22 protein-coding genes, 1 tRNA gene and 1 pseudogene are annotated in these 22,981 nt (G+C 73.3%); 14 read left to right on the forward strand and 10 right to left on the reverse strand.

Annotated elements, in window-relative coordinates:
- Positions 1 to 74: 74 nt before the first annotated feature.
- From CLT75_RS28410 to CLT75_RS28420, 3 genes are all read right to left on the reverse strand, one after another.
- Complete coding sequence (locus tag CLT75_RS28410; protein WP_135243236.1) at positions 75 to 791, reverse strand: VOC family protein; 717 nt, start codon at positions 789 to 791, stop codon at positions 75 to 77.
- 123 nt (positions 792 to 914) lie between these two features.
- On the reverse strand, positions 915 to 1,982 hold the full coding sequence (locus CLT75_RS28415; protein WP_135243237.1) for a hypothetical protein: 1,068 nt from the start codon (positions 1,980 to 1,982) through the stop codon (positions 915 to 917).
- 76 nt (positions 1,983 to 2,058) lie between these two features.
- Positions 2,059 to 2,715 (reverse strand): 4'-phosphopantetheinyl transferase superfamily protein, encoded by a 657-nt coding sequence (locus CLT75_RS28420; protein WP_167796981.1) that lies wholly within the window; start codon positions 2,713 to 2,715, stop codon positions 2,059 to 2,061.
- A 126-nt stretch (positions 2,716 to 2,841) separates the two neighbouring features.
- Between CLT75_RS28420 and CLT75_RS28425 the strand changes: the two genes are divergently transcribed.
- Complete coding sequence (locus CLT75_RS28425; protein ID WP_135243238.1) at positions 2,842 to 3,117, forward strand: hypothetical protein; 276 nt, start codon at positions 2,842 to 2,844, stop codon at positions 3,115 to 3,117.
- Positions 3,118 to 3,168: 51 nt separating this feature from the next.
- On the opposite strand, the gene CLT75_RS28430 is transcribed toward CLT75_RS28425, so the two are convergent.
- From CLT75_RS28430 to CLT75_RS28440, 3 genes are all read right to left on the reverse strand, one after another.
- Positions 3,169 to 3,942: a peptidase gene (locus CLT75_RS28430; protein WP_135243239.1), complete on the reverse strand. Its 774-nt coding sequence runs from the start codon at positions 3,940 to 3,942 to the stop codon at positions 3,169 to 3,171.
- A gap of 2 nt (positions 3,943 to 3,944) precedes the next feature.
- Positions 3,945 to 5,237, reverse strand: coding sequence for a VWA domain-containing protein (locus CLT75_RS28435; protein WP_135243240.1), 1,293 nt, complete (start codon positions 5,235 to 5,237; stop codon positions 3,945 to 3,947).
- Between the two features lie 347 nt (positions 5,238 to 5,584).
- Entirely contained in the window at positions 5,585 to 7,255 is a 1,671-nt protein-coding gene (locus CLT75_RS28440) for a phospholipid carrier-dependent glycosyltransferase (RefSeq protein ID WP_135243241.1), read from the reverse strand.
- A 92-nt stretch (positions 7,256 to 7,347) separates the two neighbouring features.
- Here CLT75_RS28440 and rsmI point away from each other — a divergent pair, with 92 nt between their 5' ends.
- Positions 7,348 to 8,187 (forward strand): 16S rRNA (cytidine(1402)-2'-O)-methyltransferase, encoded by an 840-nt coding sequence (gene rsmI, locus CLT75_RS28445; RefSeq protein ID WP_221488155.1) that lies wholly within the window; start codon positions 7,348 to 7,350, stop codon positions 8,185 to 8,187.
- A gap of 12 nt (positions 8,188 to 8,199) precedes the next feature.
- On the opposite strand, the gene CLT75_RS28450 is transcribed toward rsmI, so the two are convergent.
- On the reverse strand, positions 8,200 to 9,030 hold the full coding sequence (locus CLT75_RS28450; RefSeq protein ID WP_486485292.1) for a hypothetical protein: 831 nt from the start codon (positions 9,028 to 9,030) through the stop codon (positions 8,200 to 8,202).
- Between the two features lie 127 nt (positions 9,031 to 9,157).
- Between CLT75_RS28450 and metG the strand changes: the two genes are divergently transcribed.
- Positions 9,158 to 10,960: a methionine--tRNA ligase gene (gene metG / locus CLT75_RS28455; protein ID WP_135243243.1), complete on the forward strand. Its 1,803-nt coding sequence runs from the start codon at positions 9,158 to 9,160 to the stop codon at positions 10,958 to 10,960.
- Between the two features lie 58 nt (positions 10,961 to 11,018).
- On the opposite strand, the gene CLT75_RS28460 is transcribed toward metG, so the two are convergent.
- Together CLT75_RS28460 and CLT75_RS28465 are read right to left on the reverse strand one after the other, a co-directional pair.
- The gene (locus tag CLT75_RS28460; protein WP_135243244.1) at positions 11,019 to 11,870 is read right to left on the reverse strand and encodes an alpha/beta fold hydrolase; all 852 of its coding nucleotides are present in this window, start codon (positions 11,868 to 11,870) and stop codon (positions 11,019 to 11,021) included.
- 60 nt (positions 11,871 to 11,930) lie between these two features.
- Positions 11,931 to 13,175 carry a hypothetical protein gene (locus CLT75_RS28465; protein WP_135243245.1) on the reverse strand — a complete coding sequence of 415 codons (1,245 nt, stop codon included), beginning with the start codon at positions 13,173 to 13,175 and terminating at the stop codon, positions 11,931 to 11,933.
- Positions 13,176 to 13,256: 81 nt separating this feature from the next.
- Here CLT75_RS28465 and CLT75_RS28470 point away from each other — a divergent pair, with 81 nt between their 5' ends.
- The 6 genes from CLT75_RS28470 (at position 13,257) to CLT75_RS28495 (ending at position 19,085) form a co-directional block, all read left to right on the forward strand.
- Entirely contained in the window at positions 13,257 to 14,159 is a 903-nt protein-coding gene (locus CLT75_RS28470) for a TatD family hydrolase (protein WP_135244173.1), read from the forward strand.
- Positions 14,160 to 14,172: 13 nt separating this feature from the next.
- Positions 14,173 to 15,042 (forward strand): 16S rRNA (adenine(1518)-N(6)/adenine(1519)-N(6))-dimethyltransferase RsmA, encoded by an 870-nt coding sequence (gene rsmA / locus CLT75_RS28475; protein WP_135243246.1) that lies wholly within the window; start codon positions 14,173 to 14,175, stop codon positions 15,040 to 15,042.
- Positions 15,043 to 15,128: 86 nt separating this feature from the next.
- Positions 15,129 to 16,082, forward strand: coding sequence for a 4-(cytidine 5'-diphospho)-2-C-methyl-D-erythritol kinase (locus tag CLT75_RS28480; RefSeq protein WP_013473948.1), 954 nt, complete (start codon positions 15,129 to 15,131; stop codon positions 16,080 to 16,082).
- A 66-nt stretch (positions 16,083 to 16,148) separates the two neighbouring features.
- The gene (locus tag CLT75_RS28485; protein WP_135243247.1) at positions 16,149 to 17,948 is read left to right on the forward strand and encodes an ABC-F family ATP-binding cassette domain-containing protein; all 1,800 of its coding nucleotides are present in this window, start codon (positions 16,149 to 16,151) and stop codon (positions 17,946 to 17,948) included.
- 97 nt (positions 17,949 to 18,045) lie between these two features.
- Positions 18,046 to 18,501, forward strand: coding sequence for a DUF4383 domain-containing protein (locus CLT75_RS28490; RefSeq protein ID WP_135243248.1), 456 nt, complete (start codon positions 18,046 to 18,048; stop codon positions 18,499 to 18,501).
- 116 nt (positions 18,502 to 18,617) lie between these two features.
- Positions 18,618 to 19,085 (forward strand): DUF4383 domain-containing protein, encoded by a 468-nt coding sequence (locus CLT75_RS28495; RefSeq protein ID WP_013283951.1) that lies wholly within the window; start codon positions 18,618 to 18,620, stop codon positions 19,083 to 19,085.
- A 24-nt stretch (positions 19,086 to 19,109) separates the two neighbouring features.
- On the opposite strand, the gene CLT75_RS28500 is transcribed toward CLT75_RS28495, so the two are convergent.
- Positions 19,110 to 19,778 carry a TetR/AcrR family transcriptional regulator gene (locus CLT75_RS28500; RefSeq protein ID WP_013473950.1) on the reverse strand — a complete coding sequence of 223 codons (669 nt, stop codon included), beginning with the start codon at positions 19,776 to 19,778 and terminating at the stop codon, positions 19,110 to 19,112.
- Between the two features lie 259 nt (positions 19,779 to 20,037).
- Here CLT75_RS28500 and CLT75_RS33510 point away from each other — a divergent pair, with 259 nt between their 5' ends.
- The 5 genes and pseudogenes from CLT75_RS33510 to glmU form a co-directional block, all read left to right on the forward strand.
- The gene (locus CLT75_RS33510; RefSeq protein WP_486485373.1) at positions 20,038 to 20,355 is read left to right on the forward strand and encodes a hypothetical protein; all 318 of its coding nucleotides are present in this window, start codon (positions 20,038 to 20,040) and stop codon (positions 20,353 to 20,355) included.
- Positions 20,256 to 20,600 (forward strand): hypothetical protein, encoded by a 345-nt coding sequence (locus CLT75_RS33515; RefSeq protein ID WP_486485293.1) that lies wholly within the window; start codon positions 20,256 to 20,258, stop codon positions 20,598 to 20,600. Before CLT75_RS33510 ends, CLT75_RS33515 begins: the two co-directional genes overlap by 100 nt.
- Positions 20,593 to 21,246, forward strand: a complete 654-nt coding sequence (locus CLT75_RS28510; protein ID WP_135243249.1) for a hypothetical protein — start codon at positions 20,593 to 20,595, stop codon at positions 21,244 to 21,246. The genes CLT75_RS33515 and CLT75_RS28510 overlap by 8 nt, the downstream gene beginning before the upstream one ends.
- 15 nt (positions 21,247 to 21,261) lie before the next feature.
- A tRNA-Gln gene (locus CLT75_RS28515) sits at positions 21,262 to 21,333 on the forward strand.
- 102 nt (positions 21,334 to 21,435) lie between these two features.
- Positions 21,436 to 22,959: pseudogene (gene glmU, locus CLT75_RS28520) on the forward strand (bifunctional UDP-N-acetylglucosamine diphosphorylase/glucosamine-1-phosphate N-acetyltransferase GlmU); the annotation flags it as partial.
- Positions 22,960 to 22,981 lie beyond the last annotated feature (22 nt).

Raw genomic sequence — 22,981 nt, forward strand, 5'->3', positions numbered from 1 at the left:
CGGCGCTCGCCGCCTGCCGCGTCGCGTCCCCGCTGCCCGGGACGGCAAACCGCCGCCACCGGACCGTCGTGCGGTCACGCGGGCGGCAGGGCGGTGAGCAGGTCCTCGGCGTGCCGCATCGTGTCGGCCAGCGCGTCGCGTGAACCGTCGTCCAGCGGGATCGAGCGCGCCTGCCGCACCAACTCCCGCGCGGACTCCGGCTCGTCGAGTTGCAGCGCCAGCTCCGCCCGGTAGACCAGTGCCTCCACGTGGACGGCCGGGTCGTCGGCGGCCTCCGGGCGGGCGAGCGCGCCGTCGAGGATCCGCGCGGCCTGCGTCGGATTGCCGCGCGAGTCGGCCTGCACCACCGCGTTGCGCAGCGTACGGGCCAGCCCACCCCTGTCGTCGGTCTCCGGCGGGGTGGCCCGGCCGACGAACCGGATCCAGTTGCCGCCGGGGTCGACGATGCTGAACCCGAAGTGGCCCTCCTGGTTGCGGCGGGGCCGGGGCCGGGTCATCCGGGGTACGCCGGAGACGAGCACCTTGCCGTATGTGGACCGCATGCCGTCGGCGAAGGCGCGGTGGATGTCGACCAGGTCGTCCACCACGACCAGGCAGGAGCCGTACGAGTCGGCGGGATCGAACTGCGGCATCCCGAAGAAGTGCAGGTGGAGATCCTCCCGCCGCAGCGTCAGGTACGGGTTCGGGCGCTCCTGCCGGTACGTGACCTCGAAGCCGAGGGCCTGGTAGAAGGGCGCCACGTCGTCCAGGGACCGGCACGGCAGCAGCGGGATCGTCGTCTCGTTCGCCATGCTCCAAGCCTGGCGACCCGAGCCGTCACGCGCAGGGAAACGCCGCAACGACCCGCCGGTGTCGTCAGAGTGATCGCGGGGCCGGTCCGACGTGGACCGGCCCCGCAGCACCTCACGGGTGGGTCAGGGCTTCCAGGACCCGGCGGGACGGAAGAGGTGCCGGTACTCGACGACGCCGTTCTGGTCCTTCACGTCGAAGATGAGCTGGCCGCTGCGCTTGGAACCCACGGGCAGGTTGGTGCCCGAGGTCATCAGCTTGCCGCAACCGGAGAAGGCGCCGCCGATGCCGCTTTCCTCGGTGCCGTCCGCGGCGACCCAGGTGAAGTAGAACGGGTTGATCGAGCCGGTGCCCTTGGTGATCTCGGCGGTCACGTCGGCGATCAGGAACATGCCGTTCTTCGGTCCGGGCATGACCTCGCTGCAGGCGGCGTTCCGGGTCCGGAAGTTGCCGACGGTGATCTCGATGGTGCCGCGGTCGTCGTTGACGACCAGCTTGTCGCCGGCCGGCATGTTGAACGTCTTGTCGTCGGTGTTGCCCGGCTGCGGCGTGTCGGCGGGAGCGCCCGTCGGGGCGTCAGCCGTCGGCTGGCCGTAGGTGACGCCCGGGGTGGGCAGCGAGTCGATCGCATCCTGGGTCTTCTTCGCGCCGCTGTAGACGGCGAAGATGCCGCCACCGCAGCACAGCAGCAGCAGGATCACGGCGACGATGCCGATCGTGATCCAGACGTTCTTGTTCGACTTCTTCGCCGGCGGCCCGAACGGCGCTCCCGGCGGTGGCGGGTACGCCCCACCACCCGGCGGCGGGTAACCGCCCGGCGGCGGATACGCGCCCGGCTGCTGGTACGCCCCACCCGGCTGCTGGTATTCGGAGCCCGGCGGCTGGTACGCGGCTCCCGGCTGCTGGTACTCGGAACCCGGCGGCAGGTACGCGGCTCCCGGCTGCTGGTACTCGGAACCCGGCGGCGGGTACTCGCTGCCCGGCGGCGGGTACTGCTCGCCCGGACCCGGCTGCGGCGGATACGGCACCCCGGAGGCCGGCGGCTGCGGCGCGCCCGAGGTCGGAGCGGGCGGCGGCGCGTACGGGCTGTCCGGCACCGGCGGCATCGGTGCGGTGGGGAACGCCTGAGTCGGCGGTTCCGGCGGCTGCTGGTTCGGGTCCGGTGAACCGGACGGAGGCTGAGGGTGGCTCACCGTACTCCTTGGGGCGCCTTCGGGATTTTCCGTCGGAACGACGGTACAAGCCGGGCACAAGCCGGCCGGTAGTGCCTCATCGATGTGGCAGGACGGCCGCGGTGCGGACCAGGTCGTCGTCCACGGCGAACCGTCCGGTCACCGCCGGCGGCGGATCGGGCACCGGGGCGGCGGCGAGCCGGGCCGGCGCGATCTCGGCGTGGAACGTGCCCGCGTCCGGGTCCAGCGTGACGCGCGCGTCGGCGAAGCCCAGCCACGTGCCGACCAGCGGGTGCCAGACCTTGTAGACGGTCTCCTTCGCGCTGAACAACACCGTCGGCCAGGGCGTGCCGGCCGGCAGCCGGGCCAGGTCCGCCTCCTCGTCGGGGCGGCACACCTTCCGGCGTACCCCCGGAGAGAGCGGCCGGTAGCGCTCGGCGTCGATGCCGACGGCGCGCACGTCGGCGGCCCGGGCGGCGGCCGCGGCGCAGTAGTCGCGGGTGTGGGTGATCGCGCCGACCACGCCGGGCGGCCAGATCGGGGCCCGGTCGGCGCCGGCGGGTACCGGCGTGGCGGGCAGGCCGAGCGCGGCGAGCGCCCGGCGGGCGCAGACGCGGCCGGCGGTGAAGTCGCGGCGACGGCCGGGGACCGCGCGTTCGCCGAGGGCGCTCAGTTCGGCCGGGAGCAGCTCAGCGGTCCAGTCGGCCGGGCCGGCCACCGCGATGGCGACAGTGGCCGGGAGCAGATCACGCACGAGCGGTGGATGACGGGGACACGCGGTGAACGTACCGTAACGCTTGGGCGTGCTGCGGCGCTGAAGGAACGTTGCGGGGAGGCAACCGGTCCATCTTCACCATTCCTGACTCGGAAGGAGCGGCCGATGACGCCTGGCGCGGAGGTTCCGGGGAGTCCCGGCGGCGAGCACGTCCCGGTGACCCCGGACTGGACCTGCGGCTCGTGCGGTGACGAGTGGCCCTGTGCCACGAAACGTCACCACCTGCTGCGCGAGTACCAGGTGGACCGGGCGTCGTTGAGCGTCTATCTCGGGTCCTGCCTCGCCGCGGCGACGCAGGACCTGCGCTCCGTGCCGGTCACCGCGCTCCAGGACCGGTTCATCGGCTGGGTGCCGCGCGGTCCGCGTATCGCCGAGGCGTGAGCGCGTCCGGTGGCCGCCGCGTCGGGTTCGCGGCGGCCACCGGCTGCGGTCTCAGGGGCGGCGGGGCCGCCGGGTGAGCCCGAAGCCGACCACGCCGGCCACGGCGGCGAGCACGCCGCCCACAGTGGTCCACACCCAGCGCGATCCGGCCTCGGGAAGCCACCCGGTCAGGTCGGTCTCCTCCTCGGCCACCGGCTCGGGCGTCGGCTCGGTGCTGAGCACCGTGCCGGCCTTGGTGTTCGGCACCAGTGGCGCGGCCAGTTCGCCGTCGTCGCCGGACGCGCCACCCTCGTCGGTCGCGCCGACGAGCATCTCCACCTCGATCGGCAGACCGAGGTCCGGCTCGGGCAGGTCGGTGACGGAGAGCCGGATGTAGTAGGTGCCGGGCAGCGGGTCGCCCGACCAGGGTTCGGCCCACGGCCGTACCCGGCGCAGCGTGCAGCCGAGCGCGACGCTCGTCGCCGACGCGCCGGCGGTCGGGGTCTGCGCGCCCGCGGTGCACGCCTGCCGGCGGCGCAGCCCGTCGAAGACGTCGACGGTCCAGGTGGACGCGCCGCTGCGTGACTTCGGGAACGTGACGGTGGCGGTGATCTCGTGCACCTGCCCGGCGTCGGCGCGGAACGACCAGTACAGGTGGTCGCCTGTCGACGCGCCCACCTGCACCGGCTGGCCGGCGGTGACTGTGGTGGCGGTGAGGAACGAGGTGCCGGCCTTCGTCACCGTGGTCGCGCCCGGTGACGGGCTGGGCGCGGCCAGGGCCGCCGCCGGGATGAGGGCGAGGCCGACGGCGGTGGTCGCCGCCGCGGCGCGGATCAGCGTACGCATGCTCAGTTCACCCTCCACGTGTGCACCCACCAGCGGGTGAGCAGCCCGGCGACCAGCCCGGTGAGCAGTCCGGCCAGCGTGAGCAGGAGCAGCAGCACCCAGCCGCGGCCGAGGTCCGGTCCGTCCGGCGCGGGGGAGGCGGCCACCACGTCCACTGTCAGCTCGACCGGCATGCCGGGACGGGCCTGGGTGCCGGGCTTGGCCGCGAACGAGTTGCTGACCACCAGGCAGACGGTCCGTACGGGCTGCTCCGCGCCGGCGCTCGGCTCCGGGCTCGGACCGTCCTCCTCCTCTTCGGCGGCCGACCAGCGCAGCCCGGCGGAGACCACGTCGGTACGCCCGCTGCCGGCGTCGACGCCCCGGACCAGTTCCCGCCCGTCCGGAGCGGTGGCGCGCAGCAGCACGCCGTAGTCCGGGTTGACCGGGCGGTCCAGCGCCACGCTGACCGAGGCGCGCAGCTCCTGACCGGGGCGCACCGGCACCCGGTACCAGCGGTGCTCGGAGAACGCCTCCCGGTCGCTGTAGACGCCGGGGGCGAGCAGCGGCGCGCCCTCGCAGGCCGTGCCGCCGCCGACCACCGCGGGGGCGGCCGTGTACGTGTCCCGGGCGCGGTCGACCAGTTGCTTGATCCGGCCGGTCAGCTCGTCGGCGCTCTGCGCCGCGGTGTAGGTGCCGCCGGTCGCGCCGGCGATGCAGAGCAACTGCTTGCGTACCTTCTCGTCCGGCGCGAGGCCGAGCGTGTCGACCACCAGGCGGGTGCCCTGGGCGGCCAGCTCGCGGGCCACCTCGCACGGGTCGGGCGGCGCGCAGGTGTCCTCACCGTCGGTGATCAGCACGATCCGGCGGGCGGTGCTGCCGGTGCCCAGGTCCTGCGCGGCGGAGCGCAGTGCCAGCCCGACCGGGGTGAAGCCGGTCGGGCGCAGCCCGGCGACGGCGGCCTTGGCCTGGGTGCGGTCCACCGGGCCGACCGGCACGATCTGCTGGGTGTCCAGGCAGCCCTGCTTCTTGTCCTTGCCCCGGTAGGTGGCGCCGAGCACCCGGATGCCGAGCTGTGTCTCGTCCGGCAGGGCGTCGACCACCTCGTTGAACGCCTGCTGGGCGACGGAGATCCGGCTGCGGCCGTCGATGTCGCGGGCCCGCATCGATCCGCTGACGTCGAGGACCAGCTCGACCTTGGGTGGTTCGGCGACGGGTTCGGTGGTCTCGTCGTCGGCCCCGGCGGGGCTCGGCCCGATCATCGCGGCCGCCGCCAGCAGTCCGATGAGGACGGCCGTCGATCGTCTCTTGTTGATCACCGGGCGAAGTGTAGTGAGATCCACTTTGGAAGATCATCCGGGTCGCGGGTGCCCGCCGGAGGCCCGTCTCCGGCGTCCGCCGGGGCCGTCACGGTCGCGCTCGGCCACCCACCGTTAGCTGCACCATGTAAACCTTTCGGCCGGTGGTGCACTCGTCGGAAATCTGACCGGCCCGCACCCGTTGTGCCGTTGCCGGAGTGTGGTTAAGCTCTGTCTTGCGCGCCCCAATCGCCCGCTTCCCCCGTGGCAGGCGATCGGGGCGCGCTTTTTCGTGTCAGGCGCCGCGCTGTGTCGGGCGCCGCGCAGGCACCCGGCGCCGCCCGGTGAGCGGCGCCCGGCACCCCGCCTCAGATCCAGCGGCCGTCCAGCCACATCCGGGCCGACCAGTCCGCGTACGGCAGCACCCGGCCCACGAAGATCGGGTAGAAGTAGGCGAAACAGAGCGCCACGAGCAACACGTACGCGCCCGCGATGATCCCGCCCACCAGCCGCCTGTCGTGGACCTGTTGCGGGTCCGGTGGCGCGGCCGTGTTCGACACCGGCGCGGGGGTGGCGATCGCGCCGAGCACGTAGACCACCGCGAGCACCAGGAACGGCACCGCCGGGGCGGCGTAGAAGGAGAACATCGTCCGGCCGTCGAGGGCGAACCAGAACCACGGCAGCAGGCCGGCCGCGGCGCTGAGCAGGATCGCGCCCGCCCGCCAGTCGCGCCGGGCCAGGCCGAGCCAGGCGGTCGCGGCGATCGCCGGCAGGAACGACCACCACAGCAGCGGCGTGCCCAGCAGCAGCACCTCCGAGGCGCAGCTCGGCGCGCCGCAACTGCCGTCCCCGGACCAGTGGAACGCCACCGGGCGGCCGAGCAGCAGCCACTGCCAGGGCCAGGACTGGTACTTGTGCGGGTCGTCGAGCTGGGTGTGGAAGCCGTACGCGGCCTTGTGGTACTCCCACAGGTTGATCAGCGCCCCGATGAACGGGGTGTCGCTCAGCTCCGGGTTGTTCGGGTAGCGCTCCGCCAGGCGGTAGTAGCCCTCCTGCCCGAGCAGCCAGCCCGACCAGGTCGCCACGTAGGTCACGACCATCAGCACACCGGCGGCGAGCAGCCACGGCAGCTCGTCGAGCACGGCGTCGCGCCACGGCCGGCGCACCCCGGACGAGCGGCGGACGCCCACCTCCCAGAGCAGCACCAGCAACGCGAACGCCGGTACGAAGTAGAGCGCGCTCCACTTCACCGAGCAGGCGCAGCCGAGCAGCACGCCTGCCGCCAGCCGCCACCACGGCCAGTCCCGCCAGCCCGACGACGGCCGGCCGGCCCGGCCCGGCTGCGTCGGGTCGAGCCCGCCCTCCAGCGCCCGCGCCCAGCGCCGCCGCCGGGCGTCCCGGTCGAGCACCAGCGCGCCGAACGCGGCGAGCACGAACAGCAGCAGGAAGATGTCGAGGATGGCCGTGCGGGACAGCACCAGGTGGTAGCCGTCGAGCGCGAGCAGCAGACCGGCCGCGCAGCCGAGCACCGTGGAGCGGAACATCCGCCGCCCGATGCGGACCAGCAGCAGCACCGACAGGGTGCCCGCCACCGCCGCGCCGAACCGCCAGCCGAACTCCGGCGAGGTGGTGATCAGGTGGCCCGGCACCGAGACGCCGCTGTCCGCGTCCTGGTAGCCGAAGGCCCACTCGCCGATGCCGATCATCCACTTGCCCAGCGGTGGATGCACCACGTACGAGGGGCCGTTGTCCTTGTAGTTCCACTCGAAGCCGCGGTCGATCAGCCCGTACGCGTCCTTGGCGTAGTAGGTCTCGTCGAAGATCTTCCCGGGAGGGAAACTGAGCCCCACGAAGCGCAGGATCGCCGCGACGCCCACCACCACGGCGGTCGCCAGCCACGCCTGACCCCGGCCGATGCGATCATCGACGGTGGCGAGCCGGCGCCGCACGGCGGCGGGAAGCCCGCGCCCGGCGCCGTCGCCCCGGTCGGTGGTGGAAGGGTCCGGGCTCGCGCTCTGTGCTGTCGACGCACTCGTCACCCGGCGATCGTAGGCTGCGAGGGTGCCCGGTGGCGTCCGTCGTCTCCGAAATTGGTACGACCGTCGATGAGGGAGCGCACGCCGTGGGGGAAATGTCCGAGGTAGGGCGGCTCGTGTTGCTCGGCGCGCCGCTCGGCAACCCGGCCGACGCGTCCGCCCGGTTCCGCGAGGTGCTGGCCGCCGCCGACGTGGTCGCCGCCGAGGACACCCGGCGGCTCACCCGGCTGGCCCGCGACCTGGACGTGACGGTGCCCGGCCGGATCGTCTCGTACTTCGAGGGCAACGAGGAGCGGCGTACCCCCGAACTGGCCGAGGTGCTCACCGCCGGCTACACGGTCGCGCTGGTCACCGACGGCGGCATGCCGAGCGTCTCCGACCCCGGCTACCGGCTGGTCCGGGCCGCGCTGGACGCCGGAGTGCCGGTCACCGCCGCGCCCGGGCCGAGCGCCGTGACCACCGCGCTGGCGCTGTCCGGGCTGCCCTGCGACAGGTTCTGCTTCGAGGGTTTCCTGCCGCGTACCCCCGGGGCCCGCCGCTCCCGGCTGCGCGCGCTCGCCGCCGAGGACCGCACGCTTGTGTTCTTCGAGGCGCCGCACCGCATCGCGGGCGCGCTCGCCGACCTGGCCGAGGCGTTCGGCCGGGACCGGCCCGCCGCGCTGTGCCGCGAGCTGACCAAGACCTACGAGGAGGTGGTCCGCCGGCCGCTCGGCGAGCTGGCCGAGTGGGCCGCCGAGGGTGACCCGCGGGGCGAGATCACGCTCGTCGTGGCGGGCGCACCGGCCACGCCCGCGGTCCGGCCGGACGACGAGACGCTGCGCGCCGCGGTGGCCGAGCGCGAGGCGGCCGGGCTGTCCCGCCGGGACGCGATCACCGAGGTCGCCACCGCGTACGGGCTGCGGCGGCGCGAGGTGTACGCGGTAGTGCACAGCTGAGGCGCCGGCGCCTCACCAGGCGGCGGCCAGGAAGCCGACGGTGATCAACGCCGGCCCGGCCAGCGCCAGGCCGACCGCCCAGCGCCGCTGCCGTTCGTCCGCGAGCCGGGTCGCCCCGGTCCATCTGGCGATCCCGGCGGCGCAGCCGGCCACCAGGGCCAGCCCCAGCAGCCAGCGCAGGTGCCGTCCCACCCCGGTGTCCGCGTAGGCGGTGGACCCGTCCGGCCCGGTCATCCGCGCCCGCAGCGAGCTGCCGGTGTCGGTGCGCCCGGCCGGTACGCCGCTGACCCGTACCCCGTGGGCCTGGAACCGGTCGCCGTCGGCGGAGAAGATGCCCCGGCAGCGCTGGGTGAGCCCGCCGCCCGCGCACTGCGTGATCATCACGGTGCCGCCGGTCGAGTGCCCCACCGCCAGCCAGAACGGCCCGGCGCTCACCCAGGCGAAGAACGCGGCGAGCAGGCTCAGCGCCAGCAGTACGGCCAGCCCGGCGGGCGGGCTCGGCGGCGCGACCGGGCGGGCGCGTTCCCGCCGCGCCGGGTGCCGGGCGGGACGCGGGCGCGGCTCGTCACGCAGCGGCGTGCCGTCCCAGTGCACCTCCTCGATCGGCGCCCAGCCGCCGGACGAGGCGGACTCCCGCTGCCAGCGCGGCTGGCGTACCGGCACGCGGTTCGGCACCGCGTCCACCGGCGCTCCGGTGGTCGGCTCCACCTCCACCGGCGGGTCCGCCGGGTCGAGCCGTGGCTGCGGGGCGACGGGCCCGCCGGGCGGCGCGGGCCGCGCCGCACGCCGGGTGGCGGCGGCCGACGGCTCGGGCGCCGCTGGTCTGCTGGTCACGATGTTCATTTCACACCGGTACGTCGGGCTTGTCGGGCAGCTCACGCCGCGTGTCGGCGACAAATCGGACGTACGGTCGGAGCGCGCACCCCATTGGTTCGCGGCGCACCCACGTCAATCACTAGGCTTGCTGCTCATGAGTCACGTTCTCGCCGCGGTCGCCTGGCCCTACGCCAACGGCCCGCGCCACATCGGCCACGTATCCGGATTCGGCGTTCCCTCCGACGTCTTCGCCCGGTACATGCGGATGGCCGGTCACGACGTGCTCATGGTCTCCGGCACCGACGAACACGGCACCCCGATCCAGGTGCAGGCCGACGCCGAGGGGGTCACCCCGCGCGAGCTGGCCGACCGCTACAACCGGGTGATCGCCGAGGACCTGCGGGCGCTGGGCCTGTCGTACGACCTGTTCACCCGCACCACCACGCGCAACCACTACGCGGTGGTGCAGGAGCTGTTCACCGGTCTGTACCGCAACGGCTACATCGTCCCGAAGGTCACCACCGGCGCGATCTCCCCGTCCACCGGCCGGACGCTGCCCGACCGCTACATCGAGGGCACCTGCCCGATCTGCGGCTACGACAGCGCGCGCGGCGATCAGTGCGACAACTGCGGCAACCAGCTCGACCCGATCGACCTGATCGACCCCAAGTCGAAGATCAACGGGGAGACGCCGGAGTTCGTCGAGACCGAGCACTTCTTCCTCGACCTGCCCGCCCTGGCCGAGGCGCTGCGGCAGTGGCTGGACACCCGCGACGGCTGGCGCCCGAACGTGCTGCGGTTCTCCCGCAACCTGCTCGACGACCTCCAGCCCCGGGCCATCACCCGCGACCTGGAGTGGGGCGTGCCGATCCCGCTCGACGACTGGCGCGATCGCCCGGACAAGCGGATCTACGTCTGGTTCGATGCGGTCATCGGCTACCTGTCCGCGTCCATCGAGTGGGCCCGCCGCACCGGCGACCCGGAGGCCTGGCGCAAGTGGTGGTCGGCGGACGGGGAGGGGAAGGACGCCCGCTCCTACTACTTCATGGGCAAGGACAACATCGTCTTCCACTCGGTGATCTGGCCGGCGCTGCTCGGCGGCTACTCCGGTGAGGGCGCCCGCGACGGCGAGCCGGGCGAGCTGGGCCGGCTCAACCTGCCCACCGAGGTCGTGTCCAGCGAGTACCTGACCATGGAGGGACGGAAGTTCTCCTCCTCCCGCAAGGTGGTCATCTACGTCCGGGACTTCCTGGAGCGCTACGACGCCGACGCGCTGCGCTACTTCATCGCGGTGGCCGGCCCGGAGAGCAACGACACCGACTTCACCTGGGCCGAGTTCCTGCGCCGCAACAACGACGAACTGGTCGCCGGCTGGGGCAACCTGGTCAACCGGTCGGTGTCGATGGCGGCGAAGAACTTCGGCGCCATCCCGCCGGTCGACCCGGCCGGGCTCACCGAGGCCGACCAGGCGCTGCTGGACACCGCGAAGGCCGGCTTCGGCGTGGTCGGCGACCTGATCGCCCGGCACCGGCAGAAGCAGGCCATCGGCGAGGCCATGAAGGTCGTCGCCGAGGCCAACAAGTACCTCTCCGAGCAGGCGCCGTGGAAGCTCAAGGGCGAGGACGACAAGCCCCGCATGGGCACCGTCCTGCACGTCGCGCTCCAGGTGGTCAGCGACGCCAACACGCTGCTCACCCCGTTCCTGCCGCACTCCGCCCAGAAGATCCACGAGCTGCTCGGCGGCACCGGCGTGCACGCGCCGATGCCGGTCATCGAGGAGGTCGACGACCTCGACGGCGGGCCGGCGTACCCGGTGCTGACCGGTGACTACACGGTCGGGGCGCGCTGGGAGTCCGTACCCCTGGAAGTGGGCCGGCCGCTCGCGGCGCCGAAGCCGGTGTTCCGCAAGCTCGACCCCTCCATCGTCGAGGAGGAGCTGGCCCGCCTGGCCGGCTGAACACGCGCGTGAACCGCGGCCCGGGGATCTCTTCCCGGGCCGCGGTCGTCCGCGCCGGTCAGGCGCGGGCCATGCTCGGCTTGCCGATGAACTCCATCACCGCCTTGTTGACCTCGCCCGCGTGGGTCCACGGAAGGCCGTGCGGGGCGTCCGGCAGCGTGACCAGCCGGGCGTCGGGCAGCATGTCCACCAGCCGCTGGCCGGTCGCGGCGAACGGCAGCACCGCGTCCTTGGTGCCCTGGATGATCAGCACCGGCACGTCGATGTTCGGCAGGTCGGGGCGGAAGTCGGTGAGCCAGGCGTCCACCGAGTCGTGGGTGCCCTTCGCCGACGCCTGCGTGCCGATCTGCCAGTGGGCGTGGTACGCCTCGTTGCTGACCGCCCGGTCCCGCTTCCCGCCGGAGTCGAAGAACGCGTCGCAGAACGCGGTCAGGTAGGCGAACCGGTCCGCCAGGATGGCCTGCTGGAAGCCGTCGAACACGCTCTTCTCCACGCCCTGCGGGTCGTCGGCGGTCTTCAACAGGTACGGCGCCAACGGCGAGATCAACACCGCCCGGTCCACCCGGTCCGACCCGTACGCGCCCAGGTAGCGGGTCACCTCACCGGTGCCCATGGAGTGCCCGACCAGGATCGCGTTGCGCAGGTCCAGCTCGGTCATCAGCACGTCCAGGTCGGCGGCGAACGTGTCGTAGTCGTAGCCCATGGCCGGCTGGGCGGAGTTACCGAACCCACGCCGGTCGTACGTGATCACCCGGTATCCGGCGTTCAGCAGGTTGCCGCTCACCTTCTCCCAGGTCGCCCCGTTGAACGGGAAACCGTGGATCAGCACGATCGGCTGACCGGAACCGTGATCCTCGTAGTACAGGTCGATGGGTGCGGAGTTCTCCGTACCGACGGTGACGAAAGGCATGTCGGGATTCCCCCTCGCGCGGGTTCTCGGACCCCCCACGCCTTCCCGACCTGCCCTCGTCTATTCGTGGCGGGCCGGATAGGGCAGATCCACCACCCGGTCGTCGGTCAGCTCGGCGCCCGGCGCCCAGACCTCGTACACGCCGCGTTCCAGACACTGCGCGCCGGTCGCGGCCAGCCCGTCCGGATCCGGGCGGCGCAGCCGCAACCGCAGCCAGCCGCCCTCCTCCCGCAGCACCAGGCACTGCGCCCCGCGCCAGGCCGCCGTGCGTATCCGGCGGGCCGGCGCGTCCACCGGGTACCGGGCCGCCCGGGTCATCGCCAGCACCCGGAACCCGCCCGGCTGGTCGGCCACCGCCTCGTACTCCGAACCCGCGTACGTGCCGACGAGCCGGGTGGAGCGCAGCGCCTCACCGGTCGGCACGTACTCCTGGTCGGCGGAGAGACCGGGCACCGCGGCGAGCAGGTGCCGCCACTGCGGACCGGCCAGGCGCAGCCAGCCCCGCTGTTCCGCCTGGTAGGTGTAGAGCACCACCTCCACCCCCTCGGCCGGGTATGCCAGCAGCGTGGCGTTCGCCGGCATCGGCAGGTCGGCGAAGTCCCGGGTGACGAACTCCGGTACGAGCTGCGCGCTGCTCGGCACGAACCCGGTACCCAGCACCGGCGGCCCCAGCCGGTCCCGGGGCGGCAAGGCCATGAGCCCCCGGTGCGCCGCGCCCACCGGCACGTCGTAGTCGGCCGGGTCGGCGGCCCGCCAGCGCAGCGCGTACGCCACGTCGCCGCCCTCGGAGTCGCCCCGCAGCACCGCCATCCCCGCCGGTGTCCGCAGGTGCGCCACGTCGTGCTCCCGGTAGCAGAAGCCGTGCGGCAGCACGCCCCGCACGTAGCCGGCGAGCTGCCGGGCGGAGAGCACCTTCACCATCCGGGTACCGGGCCGGATCACCGCCGACGCCCGTACCGCGGCGAGCGTCGGATCGGCCGCCGCGCCCGGCTGCTGGCTGAGCTGGTGCAGGTACGCCCAGCCCCGGTCCCGGTGCACCGGCATCAGCAGCGGCGCGTCCGTGTCGTCCGCCGACCCCGCGCCCCCGTGCACCGCGTCCACCTCGGTCGCGTGCACGAACCGCCGCCACGGATAGCCGGTGCCGGGCCGGGGACACCACTCGAACCCGGGCGCCTCGTCGGCGCTGAACAACTCGTACGCCGCGCCCCGGGCGAGCTCCTCCGCCGGATGCACCCGGCCGCCGTACGTCACGCGCAACCCGGCCCGGTCGGAGGCGGGCCCGCCGGCCTGGTCGGTGACGGTCACTCCAGGACGCTAAGCCCGCCAGATGTGGGGCACGTGAACAGCCGGTGGCGGTCCGGGAACGCCGCCCCGGGCCGGTGTGTGATGCTGGCCGCGATGACCGAGCAGACCGAGACCCGCAAGCAGCGCGCCGCCCGCCGGGCCGGGGAGTTCCCGCCCGCCCCCGAGCCGCTGCCCGTACCCGTGCCGGACAGCCACACCCACCTCGACATCACCGTCGGCGAGTTCGGCACACCTCCCGGCGGTGCCCCCGGCGACGACCCGCTGGCCGCCGCGATCGGCGTCGCCGCCCGGGCCGGCGTGGACCGGCTCGTCCAGGTCGGGGTGGACGTCGACTCGTCCCGGTGGAGCGCCGACGTCGCCGACAAGTACGCCCCGGTGCTCGCCACAGTCGCGCTGCACCCGAACGAGGCGCCCCGGCTGGCCGACCTGGACGAGGCGCTGCGCGAGATCGAGACGCTCGCCGGGCGGGACCGCGTCCGAGGCGTCGGCGAGACCGGAATGGACTTCTTCCGTACCGGCGACGAGGGGCGGGCCGCGCAGGAGGAGAGCTTCCGGGCACACATCGCCATCGCCAAACGGCACGGCAAGGCGCTGGTCATCCACGACCGGGACGCGCACGCCGACGTGCTGCGCATCGTCGACGACGAGGGCGCCCCGGACACCGTGGTCATGCACTGCTTCTCCGGCGACGCCGACTTCGCCCGCGAGTGCGTCCGGCGCGGCTTCCTGCTCAGCTTCGCCGGCACCGTCACGTTCGGCAGCGCCGCCGCGCTGCGCGAGGCCGCCGCCGTCACCCCGCCGGAGCAGATGCTCGTGGAGACCGACGCGCCCTACCTGACCCCGATGCCGTACCGGGGACGGCCCAACGCGTCGTACCTGATCCCGCTGACGGTCCGCTTCCTCGCCGAGACCACCGGCACCGACCTGGACGCCCTCTGCGCCGCCCTCTCCGCGACCGGCGACCGCGCGTTCGGGCCGTGGTGAGAGGATGCCCGGCGTGACCGGACTCCTCGGCCCGGCGGAGATCCGGGAACTCGCCGCGCGCCTCGGCGTCACGCCGACCAAGAAGCTCGGCCAGAACTTCGTGCACGACCCAAACACCGTGCGCCGGATCGTCACCACCGCCGGGCTGACCCCCGACGACGTGGCGCTGGAGGTCGGCCCCGGGCTCGGCTCGCTCACGCTCGCCCTGCTCCCGGTCGCCGCGCACGTGCACGCTGTGGAACTCGACCCGGCGCTCGCCGCCGCGCTGCCGGAGACCGCCGCCCGCTTCGCCGGCACGGCCGCCGAGCGGCTCACCGTCCACCCGGCCGACGCGCTGCGGGTCACCGCCGCCGACCTTGCCGGCCCGGCGCCCACCGCGCTGGTGGCGAACCTGCCCTACAACGTGGCCGTGCCGGTCGTGCTGCACCTGCTCGCCGAGCTGCCCACGCTGCGCCACGGCCTGGTGATGGTGCAGAAGGAGGTCGCCGACCGGCTCGTCGCCAGCCCCGGCTCCAAGGTGTACGGCATCCCGTCGGTCAAACTCGCCTGGTACGCCCGCTCCCGCGCCGCCGGCAAGGTCCCGCCGAACGTGTTCTGGCCGGTGCCCAACGTCGACTCCGGCCTGGTCGCCTTCACCAGGCGTGAGCCGCCCCGGACGGACGTACCCCGGAAGGCCGTCTTCGCCGTCGTCGACGCCGCGTTCGCGCAGCGCCGCAAGACGCTGCGCGCCGCCCTGGCCGGCTGGGCCGGCGGCGCCGACCGGGCCGCCGCCGCGCTCACCGCCGCCGGCGTGGACCCGTCCGCCCGGGGCGAATCGCTCACCGTCGAGCAGTTCGCCGCCATCGCCGCGTCGGCCCCGGACGCCCCCGGCGCCGAGCAGTAGGCTGGCGCCGTTGCCCGACCCCTCGCCGAGGAGCTGACCGTGCCGAAGCCGTTCGACATCCGCCCACGTCCGGTGGAGTCCACCCGGTGACCGAGGCATGGCGACCGGGGGACGAGGACGGGCAGCGGCGCGGGGCCGGCGGCCCGGTGAAGGTGCGGGTGCCCGCCAAGGTCAACCTGCACCTCGGGGTCGGACCGCTGCGGCGTGACGGCTACCACGAGCTGAACACCGTCTACCACGCGATCTCCATCTACGACGAGCTGACCGCCCGTCGCGGCGACACGCTCACCCTCACCATGGAGGGCGAGGGCGCCGGCGAGCTGGCGCTGGACGACACCAACCTGGCGCTGCGCGCCGCGCACGCGCTCGCCGGTTACGCGGGCGTCGCCCCGCACGCCCGGCTGCACCTGCGCAAGCAGATCCCGCTCGCCGGCGGACTGGCCGGTGGCAGCGCCGACGCCGCCGCCGCACTGGTCGCCTGCGACACGCTCTGGGGCACCGGGCTGTCCCGCGACGAACTCGCCGGCATCGCCGCCGACCTCGGCTCCGACGTGCCGTTCCTGATCCACGGCGGCACCGCGCTCGGCACCGGCCGGGGCGAGGCGGTCAGCCCGGTGCTGGCCCGCCCCACCTCCTGGCACTGGGTGGTGGCGATCGCCGACGCCGGCCTGTCCACCCCGGCCGCGTACCGGGAACTGGACCGGCTGCGTGACGCCGGAGCCGCCGGCACGCCGCTGGGCAGCACCGACGCGCTGCTCGCCGCGCTGCGCCAGCGCGACCCGCGGGTGCTCGCCGCCACGCTCGGCAACGACCTCCAGGACGCCGCGCTGACCATGCGCCCGTCGCTGGCCGAGACGCTCAAGGCCGGCGAGGCCGCGGGCGCGCTCGCCGGCATCGTCTCCGGCTCCGGTCCCACCTGCGTCTTCCTCGCCACCGGCGAGGCCGACGCGGTCCGGATCGCCGCCGAGATCACCGCCGCCGGGGTGTGCCGTGAGGCGCGCGTCGCGCACGGCCCGGTCGCCGGCGCCCGCGTGGTCTGACGCCCCCGTACCCTTGACTCAGGCGTCCCGGGCCCCCGGGACGCCTGAGTCGTGAAGGGTGGGTCAGTGGCCAACATCGTCAACCTGGACCGGGTGTCCAAGGGGTACGGCGCCGCGGGGCCGCTGCTCACCGACGTCTCGCTCGGCCTCGACGACGCCGACCGGGTCGGTGTGGTCGGCCTCAACGGCGCCGGCAAGTCGACGCTGCTGCGGCTGCTCACCCGCACCGAGGAACCCGACGACGGCCGCGTCACGCACCGCCGCGACCTGCGGGTGGCCTGGCTGCCGCAGCGCCTCGACCTGGCCCCCGACCTGACCGTGCGGGACGTCGTGCTCGGCACCGCCTGGCTCGGCGAGAGCATGGGCGCCGAGCACGAGTGGGCCGGCGACGCGGGGGTGCGCGCCATCCTCGACGGCCTCGGCATGCCCCACCTCGGCCTGGACACGCCGGTCGGCCCGATGTCCGGCGGGGAACGCCGCCGCGTCGCGCTCGCCGCGCTGCTGGTCCGCGACGCCGACCTGCTCGTCCTCGACGAGCCCACCAACCACCTCGACGTCGGCGGCGTCGACTGGCTCGCCCGGCACCTCGTCACCCGCAAGGGCGCGCTCGTCGTGGTCACCCACGACCGCTGGTTCCTCGACGCCGTCTGCACCAGCACCTGGGAGGTCGCCGACCAGACCGTCCGGGCGTACGAGGGCGGCTTCGCCGCGTGGACGCTCGCCCGCGTCGAACGGCAGCGCGTCGCCGCCGCCACCGAGGCCCGCCGCCAGAACCTGCTCCGCAAGGAGATCGCCTGGCTGCGCCGCGGCGCACCGGCCCGCACCTCCAAGCCCAAGTTCCGCATCGACGCCGCGAACGCGCTCATCGCCGACGTGCCGGAACCCCGCGACACCATGTCGCTGCAACGGCTCGCCACCGCCCGGCTCGGCAAGCAGGTGTACGACCTCGAACACGTCCGGCTGCACGCCGGCCCGAAGGAGATCCTGCACGACACCACCTGGCAGGTCGGGCCCGGCGACCGGGTCGCGATCCTCGGCCGCAACGGCGCCGGCAAGACCACGCTGCTGCGGATGCTCGCCGGGGTGACCGGCCCAGACGGCGGGCGCTTCGCCGCCGGGCAGACCGTCCGGCCGGCTTTCCTGTCCCAGGAACTCGCCGAACTCCCCGGCCACCTGCGCGTGCTGGAAGCCGTCGAGGAGGTGGCCCGGCGCGTGCAGTTCGGCGACCGGGAGATCAGCGCCGCCCAGCTCGCCGAGATCTTCGGCTTCGACGACCGGCGGCTCTGGACCCCGGTGAGCGACCTGTCCGGCGGCGAGCGCCGCCGCCTGCAGATGCTGCGGCTGCTCGCCGGGGAACCCAACGTGCTGCTGCTCGACGAGCCCACCAACGACCTGGACACCGACACGCTCGCCGCGCTGGAGGACCTGCTCGACTCGTGGCCCGGCACGATCGTGGTGGCCAGCCACGACCGCTACCTGATCGAGCGGGTCACCGACGTCGCGTACGGCATGTTCGGTGACGGCCGGCTGGTGCACCTGCCCGGCGGCGTCGACGAATACCTCGCGCGCGCCGCCGCGGCCGGCGGCCCGGCGCCCGCCGACCTCACCCCGGCCACGGCGGCGCCGGCGCGCGAGGGCATGTCCGCCGCCGAGGTACGCGTCGCGAAGAAGGAACTCAACCGGCTGGAACGGCAGATCGCCAAGCTGGAACAGAAGGAGGCGGGCCTGCACGAGCAGCTCGCCGCGAACGCCACCGACTACGCCCGGGTCGCCGAGCTGGACGCCCAGCTCAAGGAGGTACGGGCCGAGCGGGACCGCACCGAGGAGACCTGGCTGGCTCTCGCCGAGGAGCTTCCGGCCGGCTGACCTGCCGCCGGGGTGGGGGGTGTGCGGCGTCACTGACCGGCGTACGGGACAATCACCGGTGGAACCCTCGTCCGAACGGTCTTTTGGAGACGCAGAGATGGCCCACACCCCCGTCAACCACCCCGCGCGGCCGATCTACCGGGCGATCGGCGGGATCGTTGGTCTGTACTTCGTCGTCTTCGGCGGCCTCGGCATCATCGCCAGCGCCGGCAACGACTTCCTCGCCCAGGACGACACCAAGGTCCTCGGCCAGGGCACCAACATGGCGTTCTCGCTGCTGTCGGTGCTGGTCGGCGTCGTGATCCTGGCCGGCACCGCGATCGGCCGCAACCTCGACGTGGCGATCAACCAGTGGCTGGCCTACACGCTGATGGTGATCGGCCTGGCCGCGCTGGCGTTCCTGCAGACCGACGCCAACATCTTCAACTTCTCGATCATGACCGACGTCGTGGTCCTGACCCTGTCGCTGGTGCTCCTCATGGTCGGCATGTACGGCAAGGTCGGCTCCGACGACGAGCACGAGGCCTGGCAGAAGGCCCGCCTGGTGCTCTGACCCCGTCTCGTACCCGAAGGCCCGGCGCGCTGCGCCGGGCCTTCGGCGTTTTCCGGACGCGAGCGGACAACCCAAGCGACAATTGCCCCGAATCAGTCACACGGCTGGAGGGCATCATGGCGCACTTCCCGGTGAACCACCCCGCGCGGCCGCTCTACCGGGTGCTGTCCGGGCTCATCGGCCTCTACATCCTGGTCTTCGGCGTCTTCGGCGTCTTCCAGACCTGGGGCGAAGGACTGTTCGGCCGGGACAGCGACTGGGCGCTCGGCCTGCGCACCAACCTGGCCTTCTCGCTGGTCTCCGTGGTCTTCGGCGCGGTCCTGCTGATCGGGGCGTCCCGCCGCGACAACCTCGGCCACTACATGAACCTCACCGCCGGCGTGGTCTTCCTGGTCACCGGCATCCTGATGATGTCGGTGCTGCAGACCCCGGCGAACTTCCTGAACTTCTCCATGTCGACGGTCATCGTGTCGCTGCTGTTCGGGCTGGTCCTGCTCGCCACCGGCCTCTACGACAAGGTCGGCACCGCCGAGCACGCCGAGGAGGAACGGCAGCGCCGGTACCACCCGATCGGCGAGCGCTGACGCGGCTGTTGCGCTGACGCGGCGTCAGCCCCGGGGGATCGGCCCGGGTTTCGACTCCAGGTGCGACAACCCGTTCCAGGCCAGGTTCACCAGGTGAGCCGCCACCGTCTCCTTGCGCGGCTTGCGCACCTCCAGCCACCAGCGGCCGGTCAGCGCCACCATGCCCACCAGCGCCTGCGAGTAGAGCTCCGCCAGCTTCGGGTCGTACCCCCGGATGGAGAACTCACCCGCCAGGATGTGCTCCACCTGGTGCGCCACGTCGTTCATCACGCTGCTGAAGTTGCCCGTCGCGGACATCAGCGGCGACTCCCGGACCAGCACCCGGAACCCGCTGGTCTCCTCCTCGATGTAGGTCAGGAGCGTCAGCGCGGCCTGCTCCAGCAGCTCCCGCGGGTTGCCCGCTGTCAACGCCGTGGTGATCCGGTCCAGCAGGGCGCGGACCTCCCGGTCCACCACCACCGCGTAGAGCCCCTCCTTGCCGCCGAAGTGCTCGTAGACCACCGGCTTGGAGACCTTGGCGCGCGCCGCCACCTCCTCGATCGAGGTCGCGTCGAAGCCCTTCTCGGCGAAGATCTGCCGGGCGATCGAGATCAACTGCTCGCGTCGCTGCGTCGCGGACATCCGTACCCGGGAGGGCTTCGCCGCCGGCACGGGCCGCCGCCGGGCGCGGTCGCTGCCGGAAACGTCGGTCACCCGTCCATCCTGCCAGGCGCGACGCTCGCGGTCAGACCGGCCACTGTCGTACGCCCGTTCTAATCTCCGCCGGTGACCGACCCACTCGCCGCCGAGGCGCGGCGCCTGCGCGTGGACGAGCAGCTCTCCGTCGCCGAGATCCGGGCCCGCCTGGGCATCGGCCGCGACCGGGTGTACGCGCTGCTTCGCGGTATCCCGCCGCCCGAGTGGACCCGCCGGCCGCGCGCCCGGGGACGACACCCGTGCCGAGGCCCTGCGGCTGCGCGCGGCGGGCCGGTCGGTCAACCAGATCGCGGCGCAGCTCGGGGTGGCGAAGTCGACCGCGTACCGGGAGGCACGCGACGCGGAGCAGGCCGCGGAGCATGGCCGCGCCGCCGGTGTGGTCGGTGGTCTCGGCGAGCGGGATCTGTTGATGCTGGGCGCGGCGATCTACTGGTGTGAGGGAGCCAATCCAAGCCCTGGCGGCCCCAGAGCCGGTTGGAGTTCGTCAACAGCGATCCCCGGCTGCTCGCTCTGTTCCTCGCGTTCCTGGCCTGCTGTGGGATCGAACGCGACGTGCCTGCCTATCGGCTTCTGATCCACGAGTCCGCCGATGTCGCAGCGGCGCAACGGTGGTGGGTGGACCGGCTGGCCCTTCCGCCGGAACGGTTCGGCCGGGCGACCCTCAAGCGGCACAATCCGGCGACGGTGCGGCGGAACAACGGCGCGGACTACCACTGCTGTCTGGTGATCACCGTTCCTCGCAGCCGGTGGCTCTACTGGTGCATCGAGGGTGTGATGGCCGGGGTCGGGCACGCGGTGGAGCAGGCGCGAGATGAGTGACGAGCCGGATGCCGCCGGTGGCCGCGGCCGGGGCGCGACGCTGAGGGGCGCGGCACATCGGCTGCGCGACGAGGGCTGCACGGTGAACGAGATCGCGGAGCGGCTCGGCGTCGCCACGTCGACCGCCTATCGCTGGGTGGGGCACATTCCCCTCGACGCCTCCTCCGACGCCGCCGCCGGGTGGGTAGGGGTGCTCGCGTCGCGGGAACTGCGGCTCGTCGGTGCGGTGCTCTACATGTGCGAGGGCACGAAGAGCAAACCGGGCAACCTCCGATACGACCTGACGTTCACCAACAGCGACATCCGCCTGGTGGAACTGTTCGTCCGCTTCATCGAGACGACCGGGCGCAGCCGCCATGCGTTGAGATATCGCGTGGCGATCCACGAGAACGCGGACGCCGAGGCGGCTGGTCGATGGTGGGCGGCTGAGCTGGGCGTGGACTTCGGTAGCTTCCAGCGGCCGACGGTGAAGAGGCACCATCCCCGGACCACGCGGACCAATGTCGGGGCGGACTACCGGGGGTGTCTCGTCGTGAGAGTGCCGCGGTCGCGCGACCTGTACCTGTGGCTGACCGGCGTGGTGGAGGGCATGGTCGCGGCGTCCACCCCCGGTCCGAGACCTCCCGAGGCGGACGACACCCGCTAAGCTGTCTGGGTCCCTTCGGCCGTGGTGTAACTGGCAACACCCAAGATTTTGGTTCTTGTGTTTCAGGTTCGAATCCTGGCGGCCGAGCAGTTCCAGGTATAGGTGCCCTTCTTGGGGTACGCGGCAACCTGCCCGCTGGTCTGGTTAGCATGACCGCGAGACTGTCGCCGTCCCGACGGGAGCCACGTCGTGTCCCAGCCCCACCTCCGCACCGTTGTCGTGCTCGCCGCCGGTGAGGGCAAGCGGATGAAGTCGTCCCTGCCCAAGGTGCTGCACCCGCTGCTCGGCCGTACCCTGCTCGGTCACGTCCTCGCCGCGGCCGGTCCGCTCGGCGCGGACCGCACCGTGGTCGTGGTCGGCCACGGCGCCGACCAGGTCCGGGAGCACCTGACCGAGGTCGCCCCGGGTGCCACGCCGGTGCTCCAGGAGCGCCAGCTCGGCACCGGGCACGCGGTCCGCATCGCGCTGGACGCGGTGCCGGACGCGACCGGCACCGTGGTGGTGATCAACGGCGACGTGCCGCTGCTGCGGCCGGAGACGGTCCAGGCGCTCGTCGAGGCGCACGAGGACGCCGCCGCGGCGGCGACCGTGCTGGCCGCCGAGGTGCCGGACCCGACCGGCCTGGGCCGGATCGTGCGGGACGCGCAGGGGCACCTGGAGCAGATCGTCGAGGAGCGCGACGCCACCCCCCAGCAGCGCGCGCTGCGGGAGATCAACGCGGGCATCTACGCGTTCGACGCGGCCCGGCTGCGGGAGGCGCTGGGCAAGCTCTCCACCGACAACGACCAGGGCGAGGAGTACCTGACCGACGTCTTCGCGCTGCTGCGCGACGCCGGTGAGCCGGTGGCGGTGCACTGCGCCACCGACCACGTGGAGACGCTCGGCTGCAACGACCGGGTCGAGCTGGCCGCGCTGCGCCGCCTGCTGCGGGACCGGGTCAACGAGGGCTGGATGCGTACCGGGGTCAGCATCCTCGACCCGCACACCACCTGGATCGACGTGACGGTGACCGTCGAGCGGGACGCGGTGATCGACCAGAACACGCAGCTCCAGGGCGCCACGGTGGTCGGCGAGGGCGCGCTCGTCGGCCCGGACACCACGCTCGTGGACACGGTGGTGGGCGCGGGCGCGAGCATCGTGCGCAGCCACGCGCTCGGCGCCGAGGTGGGCCCGCAGGCGAGCGTCGGCCCGTACGCGTACCTGCGTCCGGAGTCGCGGCTGGGCCGCAAGGCGAAGGTCGGCACGTTCGTGGAGACCAAGAAGGCGTCGATCGGTGACGGCTCGAAGGTGCCGCACCTGTCGTACGTGGGCGACGCGACGATCGGCGACCACAGCAACATCGGCGCGGCCACCGTCTTCGTCAACTACGACGGGGTACGCAAGCACCACACCACCATCGGCAGTCACGCCCGTACCGGGGCGGACAACATGTTCGTGGCGCCGGTGCGGGTGGGCGACGGCGCGTACACCGCTGCGGGTTCGGTGATCACCGGGGACGTGCCGCCCGGCGCGATGGCGGTGGCGCGTGGTCAGCAGCGCAACGTGGAGGGCTGGGTGCTGCGCAAGCGGGCCGGTACGGACGCCGCGGAGGCGGCGCGGCGGGCCGGTGAGGGTGCGCCGGACACGGGCGGCGCCGCAAGCGAAGGTGACTGAATCCACGGGGATCGGCGGGCCGTGGGTGGATCGCTGAACCGGGGGCATACTGCAACCGAACAGTCCCCGGCCCCACCGCCGC

This window comes from Micromonospora sp. CNZ285 (assembly GCF_004637285.1).

What these genes read in the sequence shown, in the direction of transcription:
- CLT75_RS28410 (WP_135243236.1), bottom strand. Translation starts at nt 791, where the DNA reads ATGGCGAACGAGACGACGATCCCGCTGCTGCCGTGCCGGTCCCTGGAC.
- CLT75_RS28425 (WP_135243238.1), top strand. Translation starts at nt 2,842, where the DNA reads ATGACGCCTGGCGCGGAGGTTCCGGGGAGTCCCGGCGGCGAGCACGTC.
- CLT75_RS28430 (WP_135243239.1), bottom strand. Translation starts at nt 3,942, where the DNA reads ATGCGTACGCTGATCCGCGCCGCGGCGGCGACCACCGCCGTCGGCCTC.
- rsmI (WP_221488155.1), top strand. Translation starts at nt 7,348, where the DNA reads ATGTCCGAGGTAGGGCGGCTCGTGTTGCTCGGCGCGCCGCTCGGCAAC.
- CLT75_RS28450 (WP_486485292.1), bottom strand. Translation starts at nt 9,030, where the DNA reads ATGAACATCGTGACCAGCAGACCAGCGGCGCCCGAGCCGTCGGCCGCC.
- metG (WP_135243243.1), top strand. Translation starts at nt 9,158, where the DNA reads ATGAGTCACGTTCTCGCCGCGGTCGCCTGGCCCTACGCCAACGGCCCG.
- CLT75_RS28460 (WP_135243244.1), bottom strand. Translation starts at nt 11,870, where the DNA reads ATGCCTTTCGTCACCGTCGGTACGGAGAACTCCGCACCCATCGACCTG.
- CLT75_RS28470 (WP_135244173.1), top strand. Translation starts at nt 13,257, where the DNA reads ATGCTGGCCGCGATGACCGAGCAGACCGAGACCCGCAAGCAGCGCGCC.
- CLT75_RS28490 (WP_135243248.1), top strand. Translation starts at nt 18,046, where the DNA reads ATGGCCCACACCCCCGTCAACCACCCCGCGCGGCCGATCTACCGGGCG.
- CLT75_RS28495 (WP_013283951.1), top strand. Translation starts at nt 18,618, where the DNA reads ATGGCGCACTTCCCGGTGAACCACCCCGCGCGGCCGCTCTACCGGGTG.
- CLT75_RS28510 (WP_135243249.1), top strand. Translation starts at nt 20,593, where the DNA reads ATGAGTGACGAGCCGGATGCCGCCGGTGGCCGCGGCCGGGGCGCGACG.